General features: G+C 39.6%; 16 protein-coding genes and 4 tRNA genes. 4 read left to right on the forward strand and 16 right to left on the reverse strand.

Going from position 1 to position 18,446, the window contains the following annotated elements:
- Positions 1-66 precede the first annotated feature (66 nt).
- A tRNA-Gly gene (locus E4O01_RS06835) sits at positions 67-138 on the forward strand.
- 28 nt (positions 139-166) lie between these two features.
- On the opposite strand, the gene E4O01_RS06840 is transcribed toward E4O01_RS06835, so the two are convergent.
- Positions 167-892 (reverse strand): NADase-type glycan-binding domain-containing protein, encoded by a 726-nt coding sequence (locus E4O01_RS06840; RefSeq protein WP_253695033.1) that lies wholly within the window; start codon positions 890-892, stop codon positions 167-169.
- 148 nt (positions 893-1,040) lie between these two features.
- Here E4O01_RS06840 and pheT point away from each other — a divergent pair, with 148 nt between their 5' ends.
- Positions 1,041-2,795 (forward strand): phenylalanine--tRNA ligase subunit beta, encoded by a 1,755-nt coding sequence (gene pheT / locus E4O01_RS06845; RefSeq protein ID WP_253695034.1) that lies wholly within the window; start codon positions 1,041-1,043, stop codon positions 2,793-2,795.
- Between the two features lie 12 nt (positions 2,796-2,807).
- Here the strand turns inward: pheT and E4O01_RS06850 are convergent, their stop codons facing one another.
- A complete protein-coding gene (locus E4O01_RS06850) occupies positions 2,808-3,671 on the reverse strand; it encodes a M23 family metallopeptidase (protein WP_253695035.1) in 864 nt (287 codons plus the stop codon).
- Positions 3,672-4,796, reverse strand: a complete 1,125-nt coding sequence (locus tag E4O01_RS06855) for a hypothetical protein (protein ID WP_253695036.1) — start codon at positions 4,794-4,796, stop codon at positions 3,672-3,674.
- Positions 4,797-4,819: 23 nt separating this feature from the next.
- Between E4O01_RS06855 and E4O01_RS06860 the strand changes: the two genes are divergently transcribed.
- On the forward strand, positions 4,820-5,230 hold the full coding sequence (locus E4O01_RS06860; protein WP_253695037.1) for a cytidine deaminase: 411 nt from the start codon (positions 4,820-4,822) through the stop codon (positions 5,228-5,230).
- Here the strand turns inward: E4O01_RS06860 and E4O01_RS06865 are convergent.
- The 6 genes from E4O01_RS06865 to E4O01_RS06890 form a co-directional block, all read right to left on the reverse strand.
- Positions 5,228-5,301, reverse strand: a tRNA-Arg gene (locus E4O01_RS06865). The genes E4O01_RS06860 and E4O01_RS06865 overlap by 3 nt on opposite strands.
- A 301-nt stretch (positions 5,302-5,602) precedes the next feature.
- Positions 5,603-6,664 carry a tetratricopeptide repeat protein gene (locus tag E4O01_RS06870; RefSeq protein WP_253695038.1) on the reverse strand — a complete coding sequence of 354 codons (1,062 nt, stop codon included), beginning with the start codon at positions 6,662-6,664 and terminating at the stop codon, positions 5,603-5,605.
- Positions 6,661-9,474 carry an FG-GAP repeat domain-containing protein gene (locus E4O01_RS06875; protein WP_253695039.1) on the reverse strand — a complete coding sequence of 938 codons (2,814 nt, stop codon included), beginning with the start codon at positions 9,472-9,474 and terminating at the stop codon, positions 6,661-6,663. Before E4O01_RS06875 ends, E4O01_RS06870 begins: the two co-directional genes overlap by 4 nt.
- Positions 9,475-9,610: 136 nt before the next feature.
- Positions 9,611-10,231 (reverse strand): 30S ribosomal protein S4, encoded by a 621-nt coding sequence (gene rpsD, locus E4O01_RS06880; protein ID WP_253695040.1) that lies wholly within the window; start codon positions 10,229-10,231, stop codon positions 9,611-9,613.
- Between the two features lie 112 nt (positions 10,232-10,343).
- Positions 10,344-10,417 (reverse strand) — tRNA-Arg (locus E4O01_RS06885).
- 32 nt (positions 10,418-10,449) lie between these two features.
- Positions 10,450-10,521 (reverse strand) — tRNA-His (locus E4O01_RS06890).
- Between the two features lie 141 nt (positions 10,522-10,662).
- Here E4O01_RS06890 and E4O01_RS06895 point away from each other — a divergent pair.
- The gene (locus E4O01_RS06895) at positions 10,663-11,220 is read left to right on the forward strand and encodes a hypothetical protein (RefSeq protein WP_253695041.1); all 558 of its coding nucleotides are present in this window, start codon (positions 10,663-10,665) and stop codon (positions 11,218-11,220) included.
- A gap of 63 nt (positions 11,221-11,283) precedes the next feature.
- On the opposite strand, the gene E4O01_RS06900 is transcribed toward E4O01_RS06895, so the two are convergent.
- The 7 genes from E4O01_RS06900 to E4O01_RS06930 form a co-directional block, all read right to left on the reverse strand.
- Positions 11,284-11,610, reverse strand: a complete 327-nt coding sequence (locus tag E4O01_RS06900) for a DsrE family protein (RefSeq protein WP_253695042.1) — start codon at positions 11,608-11,610, stop codon at positions 11,284-11,286.
- Between the two features lie 17 nt (positions 11,611-11,627).
- Positions 11,628-12,626, reverse strand: coding sequence for a hypothetical protein (locus E4O01_RS06905; RefSeq protein ID WP_253695043.1), 999 nt, complete (start codon positions 12,624-12,626; stop codon positions 11,628-11,630).
- Between the two features lie 20 nt (positions 12,627-12,646).
- Positions 12,647-13,579 (reverse strand): ABC transporter permease, encoded by a 933-nt coding sequence (locus E4O01_RS06910; RefSeq protein WP_253695044.1) that lies wholly within the window; start codon positions 13,577-13,579, stop codon positions 12,647-12,649.
- 2 nt (positions 13,580-13,581) lie between these two features.
- Complete coding sequence (locus E4O01_RS06915; RefSeq protein ID WP_253695045.1) at positions 13,582-14,688, reverse strand: ABC transporter permease; 1,107 nt, start codon at positions 14,686-14,688, stop codon at positions 13,582-13,584.
- Positions 14,681-16,204, reverse strand: coding sequence for an ABC transporter ATP-binding protein (locus tag E4O01_RS06920; RefSeq protein ID WP_305879943.1), 1,524 nt, complete (start codon positions 16,202-16,204; stop codon positions 14,681-14,683). The genes E4O01_RS06915 and E4O01_RS06920 overlap by 8 nt, the downstream gene beginning before the upstream one ends.
- Positions 16,205-16,281: 77 nt before the next feature.
- Positions 16,282-17,355, reverse strand: a complete 1,074-nt coding sequence (locus E4O01_RS06925; protein ID WP_253695047.1) for a BMP family lipoprotein — start codon at positions 17,353-17,355, stop codon at positions 16,282-16,284.
- Between the two features lie 135 nt (positions 17,356-17,490).
- Entirely contained in the window at positions 17,491-18,417 is a 927-nt protein-coding gene (locus E4O01_RS06930; protein WP_253695048.1) for a ribonuclease Z, read from the reverse strand.
- Between the last annotated feature and the right edge of the window lie 29 nt (positions 18,418-18,446).

Here is an 18,446-nt window from a genome sequence, read left to right on the forward strand (position 1 = left end):
TTTTTATGTTTTTTTTAAAAAAAGTATTGACATAAATTTTAAAAATCTATATAATACCAAAGTCTTGCGGATGTCGTATAACGGCTATTACCCCAGCCTTCCAAGCTGGAGACGTGGGTTCGACTCCCATCATCCGCTTATTCTGTAAAAATAGTTTAAATCAAACCTATTCTATAAACTTAGCTGAAATCTTTAACTCAGAAATACATGTATCATCGTAGTCGGTTCCTTTGTAAACATCTTTTATAGTGCACCTTGCCAAAATAAGAGGTAAAATATACTCGTGTTTTCCCTTTAAAACGAGATCAAACGAAAAAACTTGCTCGGTCATTATATCTGAAAGGCTGACTCTTCCCTCATGTAAAATTACAGGGGTTCCATCCACACAATAAAAAAACTGAGTTGCAGCAATAGGAACTTCATATATTGCTATTTTAAGCTCTTTTACCCTGTTATTCTTTTTAAATGCTTGGTTGCTTTTACAAAAACCGTTATTCAGCCTGAGCTCCACCCTCACCTTTTTTTCGGTATTTTCGTTTGAAGAATAATCGATAAAACATGTTGAAGTCACATATTCTTCCTTTCCGGCTCCTTTAGCACCTTCCACCCATGCCGTCGATAAATCGGAATCTGAAATTTTATCGATTTCATAGGTATTTTCAGGGAAACCTTTTTCGATCAAGACAGAACTTCTTCCTGAAAGCCATTTTCCGCTTTGACCTTTTATACCTGCGTCAATACCGAAAAATTCATTTGCCGTTTTCGAAATTTCATCCGTATACTCGGAAGTGGATGATTCAAATATACTTGCAATTTCTTCTTCCGTTTCTTCTTGAGAGTATAAGCTGAAAACTTCAAACAAAATTATCAAAATAAGAATAATTTTTTTCATTAAAATAGCCTCCGATACTCGTATTATTGTCAAATAAGCAGTTTTGCCAATCCTTCATCTTCTGTTTAAGTTTTTGTTCTACACTTATAGCACAAAGGCGCAATTTATGATATAATTCTTCCCAGTTTTTTTAGCTGCGGAGGATAGAATGCCTAAGATTGAAGTAAATGAAAGCCTTTTTTTTAAGATGCTGGGAGCAAAGCTCGGGACAGAGCCCGAAGCAAAGCACGATTACGATAAACTTGAAGAGATTTTAACGTCAGCCAAGGCAGAACTTGACGAAAAACCCGATACCTCGCTTCCCGAAAAGGAAAGGATTATTAAGATAGAATTAAACGACACAAACCGACCCGACCTTTGGTCTACTGCGGGCCTTACAAGGCTTTTACGCATTCATGCAGGTGGCGAATCAAATACAAAAAACTATCAGAGTTTTCTTTCGTCAAAGGAAAAAACTCAAAGCTCCGCCGAACGTGTAGTTAAGGTTTCGCCCGAACTTAAAGAAATCCGTCCCTTTGCGGCGGGCTTTGTAATTTCGGGTAAGCCGATAGATGAGCTAATGCTTGCAGACATAATTCAAACACAGGAAAAACTTTGCCGCAACTTCGGAAGAAAACGAAAGACCGTTTCGATGGGAGTTTATCGCTCAAAGCTTATAAAATGGCCGATAGAATATACGGCTGTAGATCCCGATAAACAAGAGTTCACTCCGCTCGACATGGAAAAGCCCCTTTCGTGCCGAAAAATCCTAAAGGAACATCCCAAGGGAATCGAGTATGCTCCCTTGCTTGAAGACAAAAAGCTCTTTCCCCTTTTAAAAGATGCAAACGGAGAAGTCCTTTCGATGCCGCCTGTTATAAACAGTGCAAGGATAGGAGCCGTCCAAGCAGGCGATGCCGATCTTTTTGTAGAATTTACAGGTACGGACATGACAAGCATCCTGCTTTCTGCCAATATAGTCGCCTGCGACTTTGCCGACTGCGGATACACAATTCTTCCCGTCAAAATAGAACATCCTTATGAAACCGGATACGGAAAAACCGTCACAACCCCGTTTTATTTTCAGGAAAATGCGCAAACTACAGTAGAAGCCGTCAACAAGCTCTTAGGTTCCTCCTTTAAGGCAGAAGAAATTGCCGAGGCCCTAAAACGCATGGACTCTGAAACCGAAATTTCGGGCAATAAGATTACGCTAAAACCTTCTCCATACCGCAACGACTTTTTACATGAAGTAGACATAATCGAAGACGTGATGATGGGTAAGACAGTGAACTTCTTTACTCCGGAAACGCCCAACGAATTTACAATCGGAAGACTTTTACCTGCAACCATGCTAAGCCGAAAAATAAAAGGCCTTATGATAGGCATGGGCTATCAGGAAATGATTTTTAACTATTTGGGATCAAAAAAGGACTATATCGAAAGAATGTGCATCGACGAATCTTCGGTCATCGAGATTTCAAACCCAATGTCCGAAAACTATCAGTTTGTGCGCCCCTCTATTCTACCCTCTCTTTTAAACGCCGAGATGGGATCTGCAAATGCGGTCTACCCTCATAAAATCTTTGAGACGGGAAAAATTGCCTTTTTTGACGATACCCACTCCACAGGCACAGGTACAGCCCAAAGTTTAGGCTTTTTGACGGCCGAGCAAAACGCCAACTTTAACACGGCAGCAAGCGAGGCGGCAAACCTCTTATATTACCTCGGAATAGAATATAAGGTTTGCGAAACCGATGACCCGCGCTTTATTTCGGGCAGGCAGGCAGGCCTTCTTTACAAGGGAGAACAAATAGGCATATTCGGGGAGGTTCATCCTCAAGTTTTGGAAAACTGGGACATAAACATTCCCTGCTTTGCAGGCGAATTAAATATAGAAAAGATTTTGGAAACTCAAAACTAAGACAAAACTTTTTTACTCTACCTGAAAAATAAAGGAAGACCTTTTTTGATTGCCGCTTTTATCAAGGGCAGTAATTATAAGCTCAATCTTTCCTGCGGGTAAATTTATCTTTCCCAAATGCATTGTACCCTCTTTTTGATACAAAAGGGAAAGAGATGTCTTTTTATTTTGCAAGTAAAGATCCTTACCATCAGAACTCAAGACTTCAAATGGCAGGTCGACTATATTCATTCCATTAATGGAAACCGTAATTCTAAAAGGCGCAAGGGAAGTACCTCCTTTTTCGGTTGAATCAAATATTAATGAATAAAGATCATAGGCTCCCTGCCTTATTTTTTTTGCCGTTTCCAAATTGATTATCTGCTTATCTCCGTTTACCAAAACGGTATTTTGAATTTGTGGCTCTGTTGTTTCTTCAACGGCAGGCATAAACAAGAGAGGATTTATCAAAACGTTATTGCGCGTATCTGCAACCTGAAAAATTAAACTCCTTTCTTCAGTCCATGCCGATTTTCCGGCATATCCCAAAATAGAACCGGCCTCGGTTTCTTTTCTGGATACAAAAATATCCGTCTCAGAAAGATTACCGTACACAGTTTGCAGCCCCTCATCATCTATAAAAATAAGGGCATTTCCCAAGGTGCTCGGAAAAAAGCGAGTGCTGTTTTTTTCTTCAATACTTATTACGTGTTTACCGTAACCTGAAGCTCTCACCTGCTCAACCTCTTTAAACACCAAGGACTGAGAGACAGAAGCCGAGACCACATCTCTTTGAGCAAATAAACGGAAAAGAGAAGGATTTTCTACAGGCCATTCAAAGGAGTAAGCGTATAAAAAAGTTATAAAAAATAAAAATATATAAAGATTTTTTTTCATTTAAAGCCCCCGTATTTCCAATGCAGTAATCTTATCATCGGTACCTATGTATATTTTATTTTCTTTTTGAATTAAAAAAGCATTTTTAGAATTAAATTTTGTTTTGCCCATCATAAAATTAGGCGGATCTATCAATAAAATAGAACATTCACCATCCTTTTGAAGAAGAACGGTCAAGAAATCTTTTTTATTTTGAAAGCCCAAACCTGCAACGAAACCTTCTTCTTTTATAAGCGATAGACTTAAATTTCTACAATCAATAATGCCTATTCCATCGCCTGATTCAAAAACGGCAAAATTTCCGGCTTCATCAAACGAAGCAAAGACCTGCCGTCTTAAATCTTTTTCAAAATACGAATGATAGACTATTTTATGCTGCCGGCCCGAAATATTTATAAGAACGGCCCTTTGCTTATCAAGCCCGCATAAGCAGAGCACCTGTTTTCCGTCTTCCGAAATTGCAGCCCCCATTATTGCCTGATAGGTACTGCCGCCGGGGTAAAAACTAAAAAGAGTATATCCATCGGAATCGAGGCATACTAAAAGCCCGTCGGAATGACCTATCACACAACCGGCCTTGGAGGACTGAAAAGCGGTTATAGGAAAGGCATGAGTGTAGTGCCACAATTTTTTGCCGGTATTGTCATATCGGGAAAGAGAAGAACCTTCAGGTTCAAACAAAAAAATTCTATCTTTATCGAGGTAAACATAGCCGGGCTTATCGATATGCAAAAAAGGTTTTTCCAAATCGAATTCCTCAGGTTTATAAATATTCGTAAAAAGATTTTTTTGGGGATACTTTGCCCAAGCATAAAAAGAAGAGCTGAATCTTTCCTCAGCAGTTTCAGCCCGCAAAATTTCGCCGTCCTCTGTAAAATACCCGAATAAATTCCCCAAAGAAAAAGCAATGGGCTTTTTTCCGGTAAATCTTTGTTTAAGCTCATCAGCGGATGCCCCTGCTTCTCCGGAATAAATTTGTCCGTTTTGGACTTGAGGTATGGGTGAAGACCACAAAGGCATCAGATAAACATCTTCCCGCATAGGAACAGCGGCCGCAAAGATATATATAACAAGAAGAATTATTACACCAATAAAAATAAATTTATTTTTTCCTTTAAATAACATAAAAAATATGATATACTACTTTTATGGAAATTTCAAGTCAGTTAGAAAATTTATTCAAAACAGCCCTTGAGGCTGCAAAAAAAGCCTATGCCCCCTACTCTAATTTTCATGTGGGCGCAGCCCTTTTGTTGGAAGACGGTTCTATTGTAACAGGCGTAAATGTAGAAAACCGCTCTTACGGCCTTACAAACTGCGCAGAACGTACTGCAATATTTAAGGCGGTTTCTGAAGGAAAAAAGGATTTTAAGGCTATTGCCATCGCAACACCCGATGCGGATTACCCGGTAAGCCCTTGCGGAGCCTGCAGGCAGGTTATTTCGGAATTTATGGGCGGAGATACACCGATAATCTTCGGCTCCGCCCTTGATAATGTAGTGCTCACAGATGTCAAAGGAGTTTACCCCTTCGATGCCTTGCACGAATTAAAAAAATGACCCGTAGACGATTCGAACGTCCGACCTGCTGCTTAGGAGGCAGCCGCTCTATCCAACTGAGCTAACGGATCAAAATAAAACTATTAAAAGCTCTACAAAATACACTACTGTATAATACACAAAAGATCCTAAAAGTTCAAGAGGTTGGATGAAAAATGTACATCCTTGTACATTTTTCATCTCAGAGTTTTACTCCCGCAAAACTCTCCTAGTTCAAACCACGGACATCCGTGTCCGTTTATGAAATGTACATCCTTAGTCCCTTTCATTTTGGAATTTTAGAGTTTTTGTTTCCTAAATACAAATAACGAAGTACATAAGGTCAAATGTCGAAGTGCACCTCCTCATTCGACCCTTACCGTTTTTTTAGTTTTACCTCAGGGCATCGGCTTTTTTGAGCCATTCGTAAAAGTCAAGCCCTGAAACATCGCCGTCGGGAACAAAGAGACGGCCGTCGATCAGAGGTATAATATCTTCTTCTACGGTGCCTATGATTGCATCAAAGAAAACTCCGTCTATGGCTACATCCTGTATCGGGCTTGGTTTCCCGCTATAGACATATTGGCGGCTGTATTGAGTTAGAGCTTCATTGTCATTACCGATAAGAAGGTGCCACAAAAAAAGAGCCGCATCCCTTCTTTTAGCTTTTCCATTTGAAAGGCTTACCGAATCGTCATACCAGCCTGCAGCCTTTAACCTGTCGGCAAGCATTGCAGGTCTCCAAAAAGCCGTACCTGTAATCGAGTCGAGAGCATGGGTATTATCCTGAGTAAGAGTCGCCATATCTATTAAGCTTATTTTACTTTGAGTTAAAATCTGAGCAGTAGTTTTTTTTAAGTCCGAATCGACCTTATAGAATTTGCGGCAATATTCCCTCTTTTCACCATAAAGAAGGCTGTACTCTTCATTTAAAAAATCCAATGAAGCATCAAATGCAACAAGAGCATTCGTGTAATCTTTCAAAAGATAATATACAAAGCCTAATTCAGATTGCAGCCTATAAGCCGTAGGATTCAATTTAATCATCGAAATCAAATAGTCCTTTCGGTCTTCAGTCTTTTCGATAAGTCTCGATTTAACGAGCTGCACATATTCCTCGTGAGGATTATAACTTTCAGCCGTCTTAAGCATACGCTTGGCCGACGTTCTGTCCCTGCCGAGTAAAAAGTAGTCGGCATAAAGGGCGTATACCAAAGAAAGATAGGATCTATCCGACGACGGAACTGCCAAGAGATTATTTAAATCTTTTTTTATCTGATCAATTTTTTCCTGACTGCTCTCACGGTATTGCTTTACTATGTTTACCTCAATGTTTTCGATATTCCGAATATTATCCCGAGATGAGGTAGTAGAATAAATTGAATCTTTTTGCATTGTCGAACAGGACACAAAAAGTACAAAAGCAATAACCACTAAAAATAAAGTTTTTTTCATTTTGAAACCCCTGTATAAGAATGAATTCGGTTATCTATTCCGCAAGTTATCAATTCCGGTCTTCCGTTTCCGTCTACATCAATAAGATGGGGAATACCCGTTCCCGCAACCGGAAAACCGTTTACCGGAGAGAAGTTGGCATTATAAGCATATATGGAATTTCCGCCTCCCGAAACAAGAACTTCGTCATATCCGTCTGAATCAAGGTCAATAAGGGTAATAAGGTAATCAGAAGCATTTTTTTGCTTTAAAGGAATTTTATCTATTACATTACACTCGGTATCAAGTTTATATAAAAAGCCGTTATCCGTAACCAAAAAGAACATTTTTAGGTTGTCTGAATAAACGGGCTGGGCCTTACACGAGGTATTAAGATCTATGGAATAAGACTCCCCTTCTTTTCCAGATAATATACTTGAAGGTTTAAGAGAAAACAAACCCTGCTCCGTCAAAACAGCTTCATAAGTGTTATTTTTATACAATATCGGCTGAGCTGCAGAAATTCCATCCAGTTCCTTGGGATAACCTGAAACAATTTTACCCTTATCGTCAAAAACATACATGAAGCTGTCAAACGAGCGCGGAACAGCCGTAATAAATGTTCCAAATACCGAAGGAGAACTTCGTAAGCGGGTATTCATCTCCTCCGAAAAATAAAAGGAAGCAGAACTTTCCACATATAAAAGAACCGGTTTATTGGCAACAGGAACAACCATCTTATCTTCGATAACGGAAGGAGGAGCATTTAACTTTTCACCGGTTAAAATCGGGAACCCTGAAGACACAGTCAAATTGTAATCTGTTTTATAAACCGTACCCCGAGCAGACACAGCCCAAACGGAATTTACAATACCTTTTTTTGTTTCAAGGTTTAAATAAGCCTTATCATCCAGTTTAATCGACTTTAATTGTTTATCTGCCAGATTTAAAGCATATAGATTTGCTCCGCTTGTCCAATAAGCAAAGGGCTCATTGTTTGCTCCTTTTCCGCAATAAAGGTATGAGCTTAATTTGGAATTAGCATCATATGGGAATGCGGAAAGTTCACCCAAGGAATGAGCCTCGGTTTTTTGAGCATAGACTTCAAATTTAACGGTCTTTTCTTTTTCAAAACGGATTGAGATCAAGCCTCTTCCAAAACCTTTTAACACGGATTGCAAAACTTCGTTAGTTCTTAAAAATGACGGAATTTGATTTTCCAAATTATAATAAACAAAAACGGATGTTTCCGGAGAAATTGCTCTTGTTATGTTTTTCCAGTTTTCGGTTTTTACAAGCAGATTTCCTCTTTTTACATCATTTAACATAGACGCAAGAGCTTCCGAGCTTTGGGAAAGATAAAGGTAACCGCCTTCAATCACATAAAAAGGAGTGGGAAGTTCAACTTTAAAAGCTCTCAAAAGAGCGGTTAAAATGCCGGGGAATTCTATACGCGGTATTCTGATTCCGTCTACAAGAGCAGAAATATTTCTGTTTACAAAAAATGAAGAATAAATCAGCTCAAAGGCATCTCTGCATCGCTTTTCATCTTTTAAGGAAACAAAAAATATCGGAACATCCGATTGCTTTACCTCAAAAACGCCTAATTCCTCCCCTATCCACGAAAAAAACAAATCATCAATGCTTTTACTAAAAATCAATTTGGAAGCCTTATTTGCAGACGCATAAGCTTGTAATATGGACGAACCTAAAATATCCTTTCCGTTTTGGAATATAAATTGCGGATCTCCCATATTTATCAAGCTTATATAGTCGGCAGACTTAGGAAGCCTGTTCAATATTCCCGGAATAAAGGCCTGTCTTTGGAGAATCGTATTTAAACCTTCCGATTCGGTTTCCCACTTACAAAGCCCCGAAAAACTTATGTCCTTATAATCCAAAGTAAGATCTATTTTTGCCGCTTCCGGAAATTTAAGAGAGCGCACAACGTTATTGCTTATAGAATCATCTTTAGGCGTATCTTTGGTAAAATAATTTACATCGCTCAATACACTCAAAGTTCCGCCTCTTTTTTCTTTAATAAATTTACGCAAAGTTTTTATGTGTTCATCTTCATTCTTTTTGGAAAGAGCCGAAAAAAATAAGCTCTTTGATGTAGAAGCAATTACAGAATCCTTATAATTTAAGAAGTAGATGCTTTGACCGCCGCCTAAATCGTATTGCCAAAAATTTATGCCGTTTTCGTCAACATTTTTAAGTTCCTTTAAATCGGAAAGCAGCTCAGAGTTAAATCTCAATATTAAAGGTAAAAGTCTCGTTCCGGCTGAACGGAAACCCAATTTACCGAAAATCAAAAAATTATCGCCGGGATAGGCCGCTATGTCTAAAGTAACATTTGAAGCGATACCGAACCACCATGAGGACAGCATGGGCAAGGCTCTAAAAGAGCGGACAGCACCTTGAAGCCGCGCTGTGTCAGGCGAGCTTAACACAGAATCCAATGTTTGTACCGAAAGAGTTTTTTGTAAAAGCTCTCCTGCAGAATCTATGTTTACATAGGCATAATGTCCTTCAGGGATATACTCTATAGGATTTATACTGTCGATTGCAGAATAAGCAAGAAAACCTATGATGGGCAAAAACAATACAAGTACAATTACTAAAAGGCTGACTCCGATCTTAAAAAAAACGCCGTGCTTTTTTTTAATTTTTTTAGTCTTTGCGTCTTTTTTAGGAGCTTCTTCAACAGCCGATGCTTCTTCAGTTTTAGGCTGAGTTTGTTCAGCATTTTCTAAAATTTCTTCATTGCTTTTTGAAGTTACTACTTCATCATTTTTTTCGTTTAAAAAAGTTTCGGAATTATCGCTCATTTCAACTCTCCAAATTTCATTATGTTTAACATTATAGAACTAAAGGAGTAAAAAATCAAGCATGAGAGGTATAAATAAAAAAGGCCCATTCCGTGAATGAGCCTTTTTATGCAATAACTTAAGACCAAACTAAGGCTTAAGCATTTCTTGAATAGTATTCAACAACGTTCTGAATATTTCCTACAGGCTGAATATCCGTAGCTACAGGCAAAATATTTACCGTAGCAGAAAGTTTTTCGTCATCAATCGTGAGCCATGAACCTCTCGAATTTTGAGAAGTGCTCATATTATGACGGATAAGGTTTTGAATACCCTTTTTATTTTTTGTTGTAATAACATCGTTTACGCTTACGCACATCGAGGGAATGTTTACGGGCTTTCCGTTAATAAAGAAATAAGCATGCGTGACCATTTGTCTGGCCTGTGCACGGCTGATAGCAAAGCCCATTCGATAAATCGTATTATCCAAACGCTGTTCCATCAAGGAAATCATATTATCACCGGTAACACCGGGCATTCGGCTTGCTTTTTTATATAAATTTCTAAACTGCCGTTCCGAAATTCCATAAGCAAATCTGAATTTTTGTTTTTCCTTTAATTGTTCACCATAAACAGAAGTCTTGCCCCGTTTTCTTGCGCCGCGTTCTTTTCCGGGACCATTCGGCTTACGATCCAAAAGTCTGTCATACTTCGGATTACCGTAAATATTAACGCCGAGTCGTCTAACTGTTTTTCCCTTAGGCTGTTTAATCGCCATTCTTCACCTCTTATAACAATAAAAATAGATTTTTAAGCCTATCAAAATCAGACTGTTTTGTCAAGTAATTAAAAATTATGGAAATAAAACAGTAAAATAGGCGGCAAATCTATGCGCCCGACACGATTCGAACGTGCGACCTGCGGATTCGAAGTCCGATGCTCTATCCAGCTGAGCTACAGGCGCAAAAAGATGCGGAACCTAACCGCTCCGCATAGGGTGGGTAGTGGGATTTGAACCCACGACAACCAGAACCACAATCTGGCGCTCTACCCCTGAACTATACCCACCAATTGAGGGTGACATTATGCTAAAAAATGCAAAAAATGTCAAGCTCTTTTTTATAAATTATGGACAAAGTTCAAGTTTAAGCCTTGCAGACTTAAAAAAAATGTTGTATAATCCAATGTATAAATCAAAAGGAGATTTTTATGTCGAATTTAAAAGCTATTGATCTTTTTGAAGCCTATGCTCAAAATAAGTTGCCTATGGATGAAGGATACATTGTTTCTTCTTTCTTCAAAGAAGAATCGGCTTATAGTGTATATGAAATCATCTCATATTCTACGGTAAAAGACATCTACATGACCGGAGACGGGTTAACGTTCCAAACTAACGGAAAAAAACTTTTTCTCTTGGTCGAGCCTGCAAACTTTCCGCACAAAGCGGTAGAACCTGTTTTTAGAGATAAAAACTTTCAGGTGCCTTTAAGATTTAAAGAAGCCAATATTCACACAGCAAAAAACCAATCGAACATTATCTACAGTCAGAAACCGCAAGAAGCTATTTCGGCATTTACGGTAGTAAAACCGGTTGGTATTAACTTTGCCTTCCTGTTTTACCCTCTTCCCGATACATTTAAGTCTATTGAGCTTTTCTTTGAAAAAACCTTAAACCAAGAAGCAGTCATCCCCGTAAGTGATGCAAAAAAAATAGCCAAGGACTTTGCGGCTCTTTGTGAAAAGACCCTGACATGGCCTAAAGATTAAGGTCTTACCTTATATAAAAAACGCCGATTAAAAATTTTTAAAAAAATAATCGGCGTTTTTTATTTATTCGATAGTATATTCTATATAACCTTCTGCTTTTCTTGTGATAATTTCGCCGATGCCTGCCCGCACTGTTCTTATGTTTTTATAGTTTATGTCCGGCATATTTTGTCCGGTCAGGGCATTATGACACAAGGCTATGTCGAGCCCTGAGTCCGTAAAATCGTTTTCAAGGCTTTCAAAGTGTTTTACAACATCACCGGCAAAAACGACTTCGATTTCTGCCGTGTCACCCATCTCTTCACAGTACCGTTTATAATTGGTTATCTTGTGCCTTAACTTATCGATTAAATTGAATTTTTCGATCCTAAACAAAACCTTATAATGCATTATTCCTTCCTTCCGGTTTATAAATCCTCATTCGGTATAGACGGTTCAGGCGGAGGTCTTCGCTTTGCATTGTGTCTCTCGATTTCAGAATCCAGATCTTTAACATCGGATCTAATCAAAAAGGGAGAACCCAAGGCGAAGACTTTTCCGTCATCCATTATATAAAGAGGCAAATTTTCTAAAACCGAAAATTGTGCCTTTGGATACGTATCCGGAGCGGCATGAGTTCCGGGACCGGCTCCCAATGGTTTAAAGCTTAAAAAAAAGCCCTTAGTGTTTTCTGCATTCGAATCAGAAAAAGCAGTGTATTTTCCGGTTTCGTAATTGCGCAAAACACTACCGGTATTGGTAACACACGAATAAACAAGTTCACCTCGTTTTAAAAGACGCGGGAATTCGTATTTGATACCGTCATTTCCTTCCACATAAACTTTTTTATTATTGTATTCAAGATCATCGAGCCAGTAGCGGAATCTGATATAATCGTCTCCGTTAAAAAAGTAAGCGTCGATAGATTCGGGAGCATCATTAGGATAAAGGAGAATACCGTCAGGGCTTCCCTGCTCTATCCAAAAACCGTCCAACAGTCCTTTTTTGTCTTTGGATATAATATTTGTCTCATCATCGTTTTGCTTTACTTTTTTATAAAAGGATGTAAAAAAGAAGCCTTTTTCTAAACATACGGGAAAAACAACGGTTTTTTTGACATAAGGATAGCTCACTCTTAAGTAAAATTGAGACTTTGAATCAGGCAATGTTTCTATCGAGGTTTTAAACTCTCCAATATTCTCATAGACAAAGCGGTAATAGGGTTTTAAAACAACCCTCATATCGAGAAAGTCTTTTGTTCTGTCTTTTATCGAAAATTCTATAAACCGTCCTCCGTTTTCCCAAAGGCCTTCTATTTCAAGTTTTTGAGCAGATGAAGAATCGGCACTATTTTCTTGAGCAAAAACATGAAGAGCCGTAAAAATAATAAAAAACGCAAGATTTATACGGATAGTTTTTTTTATCATAAGCTCTCCTTAAAGGCCTTTTAATAGGGTTCACCGTCAGCCTTAGGTGCTGCCGAATTTTTGCTGAAAAGAACAAGGGCTATCAGGGTTACCGCATAGGGGAAAATTTTAAGCCAAATCGGCGGGATTAGGCTTAAAGAGGGTATAACCTGAGAGACGTTTGCGACAGTTCTGGCAAAACCGAAAAAGAAGGTTGCACCTAGGATCCCCAAAGGCTTCCATTGTCCGAAGATTAGAGCTGCAAGGGCTAAAAAGCCGAGGCCGTCAACACTTCCGTTAAATTCCCCGGAATAGGTTACAAGGATAACGGCTCCGCCTAAACCTGCCAAGGCCCCGCTAGCACATACGGCAAAATAGCGCATCTTATGAACATTTACACCTGCACTGGCTACAGCTGACGGATGTTCTCCGCATGCTCTGAGTCTTAAACCGAAAGAAGTTTTATACAATAAGAACCAAGAAAAGACCAAAATAGCCAAAACAAGCCACGTGCTCCAATAACTTTGAGAAAAGAATAAGGGACCTAAAACGGGAATATTTGCCAGCCCCGGAATGTCTTTTCGGATTATGCTGTTTATGCGGACATTTCCCGAACCTAAAATAGCTCTGGCGGAGTAAACCGTTAAGGCTGCAGCCAACATGTTGATGGCGGTACCGCTTATAATCTGATCCGCTTTTAAGGTAATCGAAGCAAAGGCATGCAAAAGAGAATATAAAATGCCTATAATTACGGCGGCCAAAAGACCGATAGGAATAAGAAAACCCGATGGAACTAATCCTTCTAATAGGTTAATGGTAATAGCTGCGGCAAAGCTGCCTACAAGCATGAGGCCTTCAAGCCCTAAGTTTACTACTCCGCTTCTTTCGCTGTAAAGGCCGCCTAAAGAAGTAACTAAAAGCGGAATCGTATATGCTATAACATATGGAAATATAGAAGTTAAAGTATGCCACATAATTAGTCTGCCTCCTTGACGGCTTTTTTCTTATTTTTTTGGATTTTAGACCAAAACCTCTTTAACAATAAACTTGTAGCCGTAAAATAGATAATGACGGCTATAATGGTATCGGCTATTTCAGGCGGAACGGTCGTGTTGGCACTCATAAATCCCTTTCCGACATGAAGAACACCGAAAAAGAGGGCGCTTAAGGCAACGCCTATCGAATTTCCCGCACCTAAAAGTGCAACGGCTATTCCGTCAAAACCTTGCGAAGGCAAAACTCCTATCTGCATGTTAAGAGAATAGCCGGCATAGTAGGTTAAACCTGCAAGCCCGGAAAGAGCTCCTGCTATCATCATCGAAAAGATAATGTTTCTGTTTACCTTTATACCCGCATATTCGGCTCCGCTCTTATTGTATCCCGCAGCCTTTAACTCAAAGCCCAAGGTAGTCTTGTCCAATATTATTTTTACCAAGATCATCCCTAAAATGCCTAGGAATATCCCGTAATTTATATACTCGCTTTCAAACAGCTTACTAAGCCACTCGGCCCTCAAAGTATTTTCTACATCAAGAGAGCGGCTTTCGGTTTCGATAAATTCGGCCTTTAGATAGCCTTGAACCGAATAATAAACTATCCAATAAGCTATCCAGTTCATCATTATAGTGGAAACGACTTCATGCACATTGAAGACAGCTTTTAAAAGCCCGGGAAGAGCCGCCCAAACGGCACCGCCTATCATAGCGGCTATTATTAAAACAAGCAATAAAACGGGCCGCGGCATAGAACTGTTTAATGCTATAACTGTGGCAAACATACCTCCCATCAACATCTGGCCCGAAGCTCCTATATTGAAGAGTCCCGTTTTAAAGGCAAAGCTGACGGATAAACCTACAAAAAGAAGAATTGTAGCTGTTGCAAGGGTGTTTCCGATTCGTTCTATATTCATAAGACCGCCCCGGAAAAGATATGAAAAGGCCGAAAACGGGTTTGTACCTAGAACGGCTATAAAAACGGCCCCTGCAATAAGACCGAGTAAGACTGCGGAAAAACTTATAATAAAATTATTTTCGGCTATGTTAAAATCTTTAAAATTTAGGCTTTTTATTTTAAGTTTATGCATTCTTTCCTCCCATACCGGCCATCATAAGGCCTATTTCTTCGGCAGTGGTTTCCTCAGGGCGGACAATACCGCTTAAAGAACCTCGGTGCATTACGGCTATCTTGTCGGAAAGGTTAAAAATTTCGTCAAGCTCAAAGGAAATTAAAAGAACAGCCCTTCCGTTATCCCTGTGTTTTACCAGTTCCTTGTGGATGGATTCTATAGCTCCAACATCGAGACCCCGTGTGGGGTTGACGGCTATTAAAAGAGGAGGATCGAGGCTTATTTCTCTTCCAAGAATAGCCTTTTGCTGATTTCCTCCGCTCAAATCTCCTGCTCGGGATCCTATACCTGAACCTGAGCGTACATCAAAAACTTCACTGATTTTTTGAGCAAAGTTTTTTATTTTTTCTTTGTTTAAAAAGCCGTGTTTTTGGAAATTTTTTGTGTAATAGGATTTTATGACCATGTTTTCGGCAATAGAGTATTGCAAAACAAGGCCGTGCTTTTGCCTGTCTTCAGGAACATGACCCAAGCCTGACTCGGCTCTTTTTCTGATAGAAAGGTTTGTTATGTCTTTTCCCGATAAAACTATACTGCCCGATTCCGACGGAATGAGCCCGGAAAGAGCATAGACCAGTTCGCTTTGACCGTTTCCGTCTACACCGGCTATACCTACAATTTCTCCGGCTCTTACATCAAGAGAAAAATCGCTTACTGCAGGAAGTTTTTTTTCTTTTAATACGTTTAAGTTCTTGATTTCAAGAATCGGGGCACCGGGGTTTGAAGGCCCTTTCGGAACTTTAAAGTCTACAGGCCGGCCTACCATTTTAGAAGCAAGCTCATTTTTTGTTGTAGAAGCCACATCAACAACATCTATGAGTTTTCCCCGTCTTATAATCGTACACTTGTCGGCCACATCCAAAATTTCCTGTAATTTGTGGGTGATAAGGATGACGGCCTTACCCTCTGCAGCAAGATTACGCATAATCTGCATAAGTTCGCTTATTTCTTGAGGAGTCAAAACTGCCGTAGGTTCATCAAAGATGAGAATGTCGGCATTCCGATAAAGCATTTTTAGGATTTCAACCCTTTGCTGCATACCTACAGTTATATTACTTATAACAGCATCGGGTTCAATAAAAAGACCGTATTTATCGCTTAATTGTTTTATGCGTTTTTCGGCATCTTTTTTGTTTAAAATAAAACCATATTCTTTCCCTAAAATGATGTTTTCTGTTACGGTAAAATTGTGGATGAGTTTAAAATGCTGATGTACCATTCCTATACCTAAATCATTGGCATCGTTAGGGCTGTTGATCTTTACCTTTTCACCCTTTACAAAGATTTCTCCCGTATCGGCATGATATAGGCCGAAAAGAATACTCATCAGGGTCGATTTTCCGGCTCCGTTTTCTCCCAAAATTGCGTGAATCTCTCCCTGTTTAACCCGGAGAGTAATATCATCGTTTGCCACAATTCCGGGGAATTCCTTGCGGATATTTCTCATTTCAATCACATAATCAGAATGGGACAATTTGAACTCCTCAATAAATAAGAAACAGCCCATCTTTCCTTTTAATATGATTAGGAAAAATGGGCTTTAATATTTGTTTATTTAAACAGATCGCCTCGAGTTGTACTTACAACAATCTCGCCTTTCTTTATTTTTTGGTAAATTTCGTTTACCTTTTGCTGTACATCGTCAGAAAGGTTCGGGTTTTTAAGCGGAATTCCTACACCGTTTTCTTTAGCAGAGAAAACGAGAGTTTTTTCGCCTTTGAAAGTACCGTTCAATTCTTCCTTAATCATATCATAGGAAGCTTTGTCAAGATACTTCATTGCTGAGGTAAGAACTACTGAAGATCCGTCGCCGATGATTCCTTCTGCATATTGGTCAACATCAACACCTACAACCCAAACTTTTTTTCCTGCCTGAGTTCTGGTTTTTGCTTCGTTTATAACTCCTACGCCTACACCTCCGGCTGCAGCATGAATAACCGTAACGCCTCTATCATACATGGAAGCGGCAAGCTGCTGACCTGCAGCGATATCTGAAAATCCGCCCTGATATACAAAGTTTTCGGGATAGATTTCGATTTTGGTGCCGAGGTTTTCGTTTGCATACTTAATACCCTGCTGCCATCCCCAGTTAAACTTTTGTACTGCGGGGATTTCCATACCGCCGATAAATCCGAAGTTTCCGGTTTTTTGCTGTAAGGCTGCAGCAACACCGGCCAAGAAACCGGCTTCATTTTCTAAAAAGAAAATACCTACAGTGTTAGGACCGTTTTGTGCATCCCAAGAATCTGCAGGATGAGCATTTCCGTCTACAATTACGAATTTTGCGTCCTTGTATTTGGATTGAGCTTTGAAAACTGCTGTCTCAAATTTAAATCCGGGACAAATAATAAATTTATAACCCGAATCATATAGGTTAGAGATTTCTTTGATGTAATCTGCTTCGGTTGTTCCGACAGGTTTTAAATATTTAACCTTTACACCAAGTTCTTCTTCGGCTTTTTTAATACCTTCCCAAGTTCCTTGGTTGAAGGATTTATCGTCGATAGTTCCGGCATCCGTAACCATACCGACCATCAAAGCCTTTTTGCCTTCATCTTTGGTGCAAGAAGTCAGCACACCTAGAATCAGAAGGCATCCGATCAAGATTTTGAAAATACTCTTCATAAAAACTCCTTTTTGCCGTCAACAGCCCAAAACAAGCTTACTTGCATTTTACTGGATGAAAACCGGCAAAGTTATCAAATTATACACTCTTTTTGCATTTATGTCAAATTGTACGGGAGTCTATAAGAAAACTTATTAATCTTCATATTCCAGTTGAATACTCATTCTGTCTTTTGAAAGGATTGTTTCGGGGAAAACTTCTCTTGCATGATCCAAAAGAACCTTAAGCTCGTTATCGGTGTACCGCGGGCTATAATGGATTAGAGCCATTTTTTTAACCTCGGCATCCTTAGCGATTTGGGCTGCCTGAGTACAGGTCATATGTTTTTTTTCGGCGGCATCTTTTTCCATGCCTTTTTCGAACATGCCTTCACAGACAAAAAAGTCGGAATGCCTTACTTCTTGAGCAATGGAGGGTAAATACTTTGTATCGGTTACAAAGCTGAATTTTCTGCCCTTTCTTTTCGGGCCCATAACATCTTCGGGCCTAACAGTTTTTCCGTCGGCAGAGACTACCTCATTTCCGCCTTGAAGCTTGGACCAAAGAGGCCCGCAAGGAACGTTTAAGGCCTTTGCAGCTTCGGGATTAAATTCACCGGGCCGCTCAAACTCTTCAAATGTGTATCCCATGCAGGGCTTTGTATGATCCAGCCAAAAGGAACGGACTTGAAATTCATCGGCAGAATAAACAATCCCCGGCTCCCTTATTTCCTTTACGATAATATCGTAATTGATATACATATCCAAAACTTTCCGGCTGGTTTCCACATATTCGGCAACCTTGGGAGGGCCTATTATGTAAAGAGGTTCTTCCCTGTCAACCTGAGACGAAAGCATGAGAAGCCCCGGAAGACCGGTTATATGGTCGGCATGGGTATGGCTTATAAAAATCGCATTGATTCTTTTCCAGCGCAAGTTAAGGCGGCGTAAGGCAACCTGTGTTCCCTCCCCGCAATCGAATAAAAATAAATCGCCCTCACGGCGAAGCAAAACCGATGTTAAATGTCTATATGGAAGCGGCATCATCCCGCCGCAGCCTAAAATAAAAGCTTCAAGATTCATTGGAAGCCGATTATAAGCGATTTTTTACA

It is taken from the genome of Treponema sp. OMZ 790 (assembly GCF_024181285.1).
GTDB lineage: Bacteria > Spirochaetota > Spirochaetia > Treponematales > Treponemataceae > Treponema_B.

Coding starts and splice junctions, on each gene's coding strand:
- E4O01_RS06840 (WP_253695033.1), bottom strand. CDS start 892: ATGAAAAAAATTATTCTTATTTTGATAATTTTGTTTGAAGTTTTCAGC.
- pheT (WP_253695034.1), top strand. CDS start 1,041: ATGCCTAAGATTGAAGTAAATGAAAGCCTTTTTTTTAAGATGCTGGGA.
- E4O01_RS06850 (WP_253695035.1), bottom strand. CDS start 3,671: ATGAAAAAAAATCTTTATATATTTTTATTTTTTATAACTTTTTTATAC.
- E4O01_RS06855 (WP_253695036.1), bottom strand. CDS start 4,796: ATGTTATTTAAAGGAAAAAATAAATTTATTTTTATTGGTGTAATAATT.
- E4O01_RS06860 (WP_253695037.1), top strand. CDS start 4,820: ATGGAAATTTCAAGTCAGTTAGAAAATTTATTCAAAACAGCCCTTGAG.
- E4O01_RS06870 (WP_253695038.1), bottom strand. CDS start 6,664: ATGAAAAAAACTTTATTTTTAGTGGTTATTGCTTTTGTACTTTTTGTG.
- E4O01_RS06875 (WP_253695039.1), bottom strand. CDS start 9,474: ATGAGCGATAATTCCGAAACTTTTTTAAACGAAAAAAATGATGAAGTA.
- rpsD (WP_253695040.1), bottom strand. CDS start 10,231: ATGGCGATTAAACAGCCTAAGGGAAAAACAGTTAGACGACTCGGCGTT.
- E4O01_RS06895 (WP_253695041.1), top strand. CDS start 10,663: ATGTCGAATTTAAAAGCTATTGATCTTTTTGAAGCCTATGCTCAAAAT.
- E4O01_RS06900 (WP_253695042.1), bottom strand. CDS start 11,610: ATGCATTATAAGGTTTTGTTTAGGATCGAAAAATTCAATTTAATCGAT.
- E4O01_RS06905 (WP_253695043.1), bottom strand. CDS start 12,626: ATGATAAAAAAAACTATCCGTATAAATCTTGCGTTTTTTATTATTTTT.
- E4O01_RS06910 (WP_253695044.1), bottom strand. CDS start 13,579: ATGTGGCATACTTTAACTTCTATATTTCCATATGTTATAGCATATACG.
- E4O01_RS06915 (WP_253695045.1), bottom strand. CDS start 14,688: ATGCATAAACTTAAAATAAAAAGCCTAAATTTTAAAGATTTTAACATA.
- E4O01_RS06925 (WP_253695047.1), bottom strand. CDS start 17,355: ATGAAGAGTATTTTCAAAATCTTGATCGGATGCCTTCTGATTCTAGGT.
- E4O01_RS06930 (WP_253695048.1), bottom strand. CDS start 18,417: ATGAATCTTGAAGCTTTTATTTTAGGCTGCGGCGGGATGATGCCGCTT.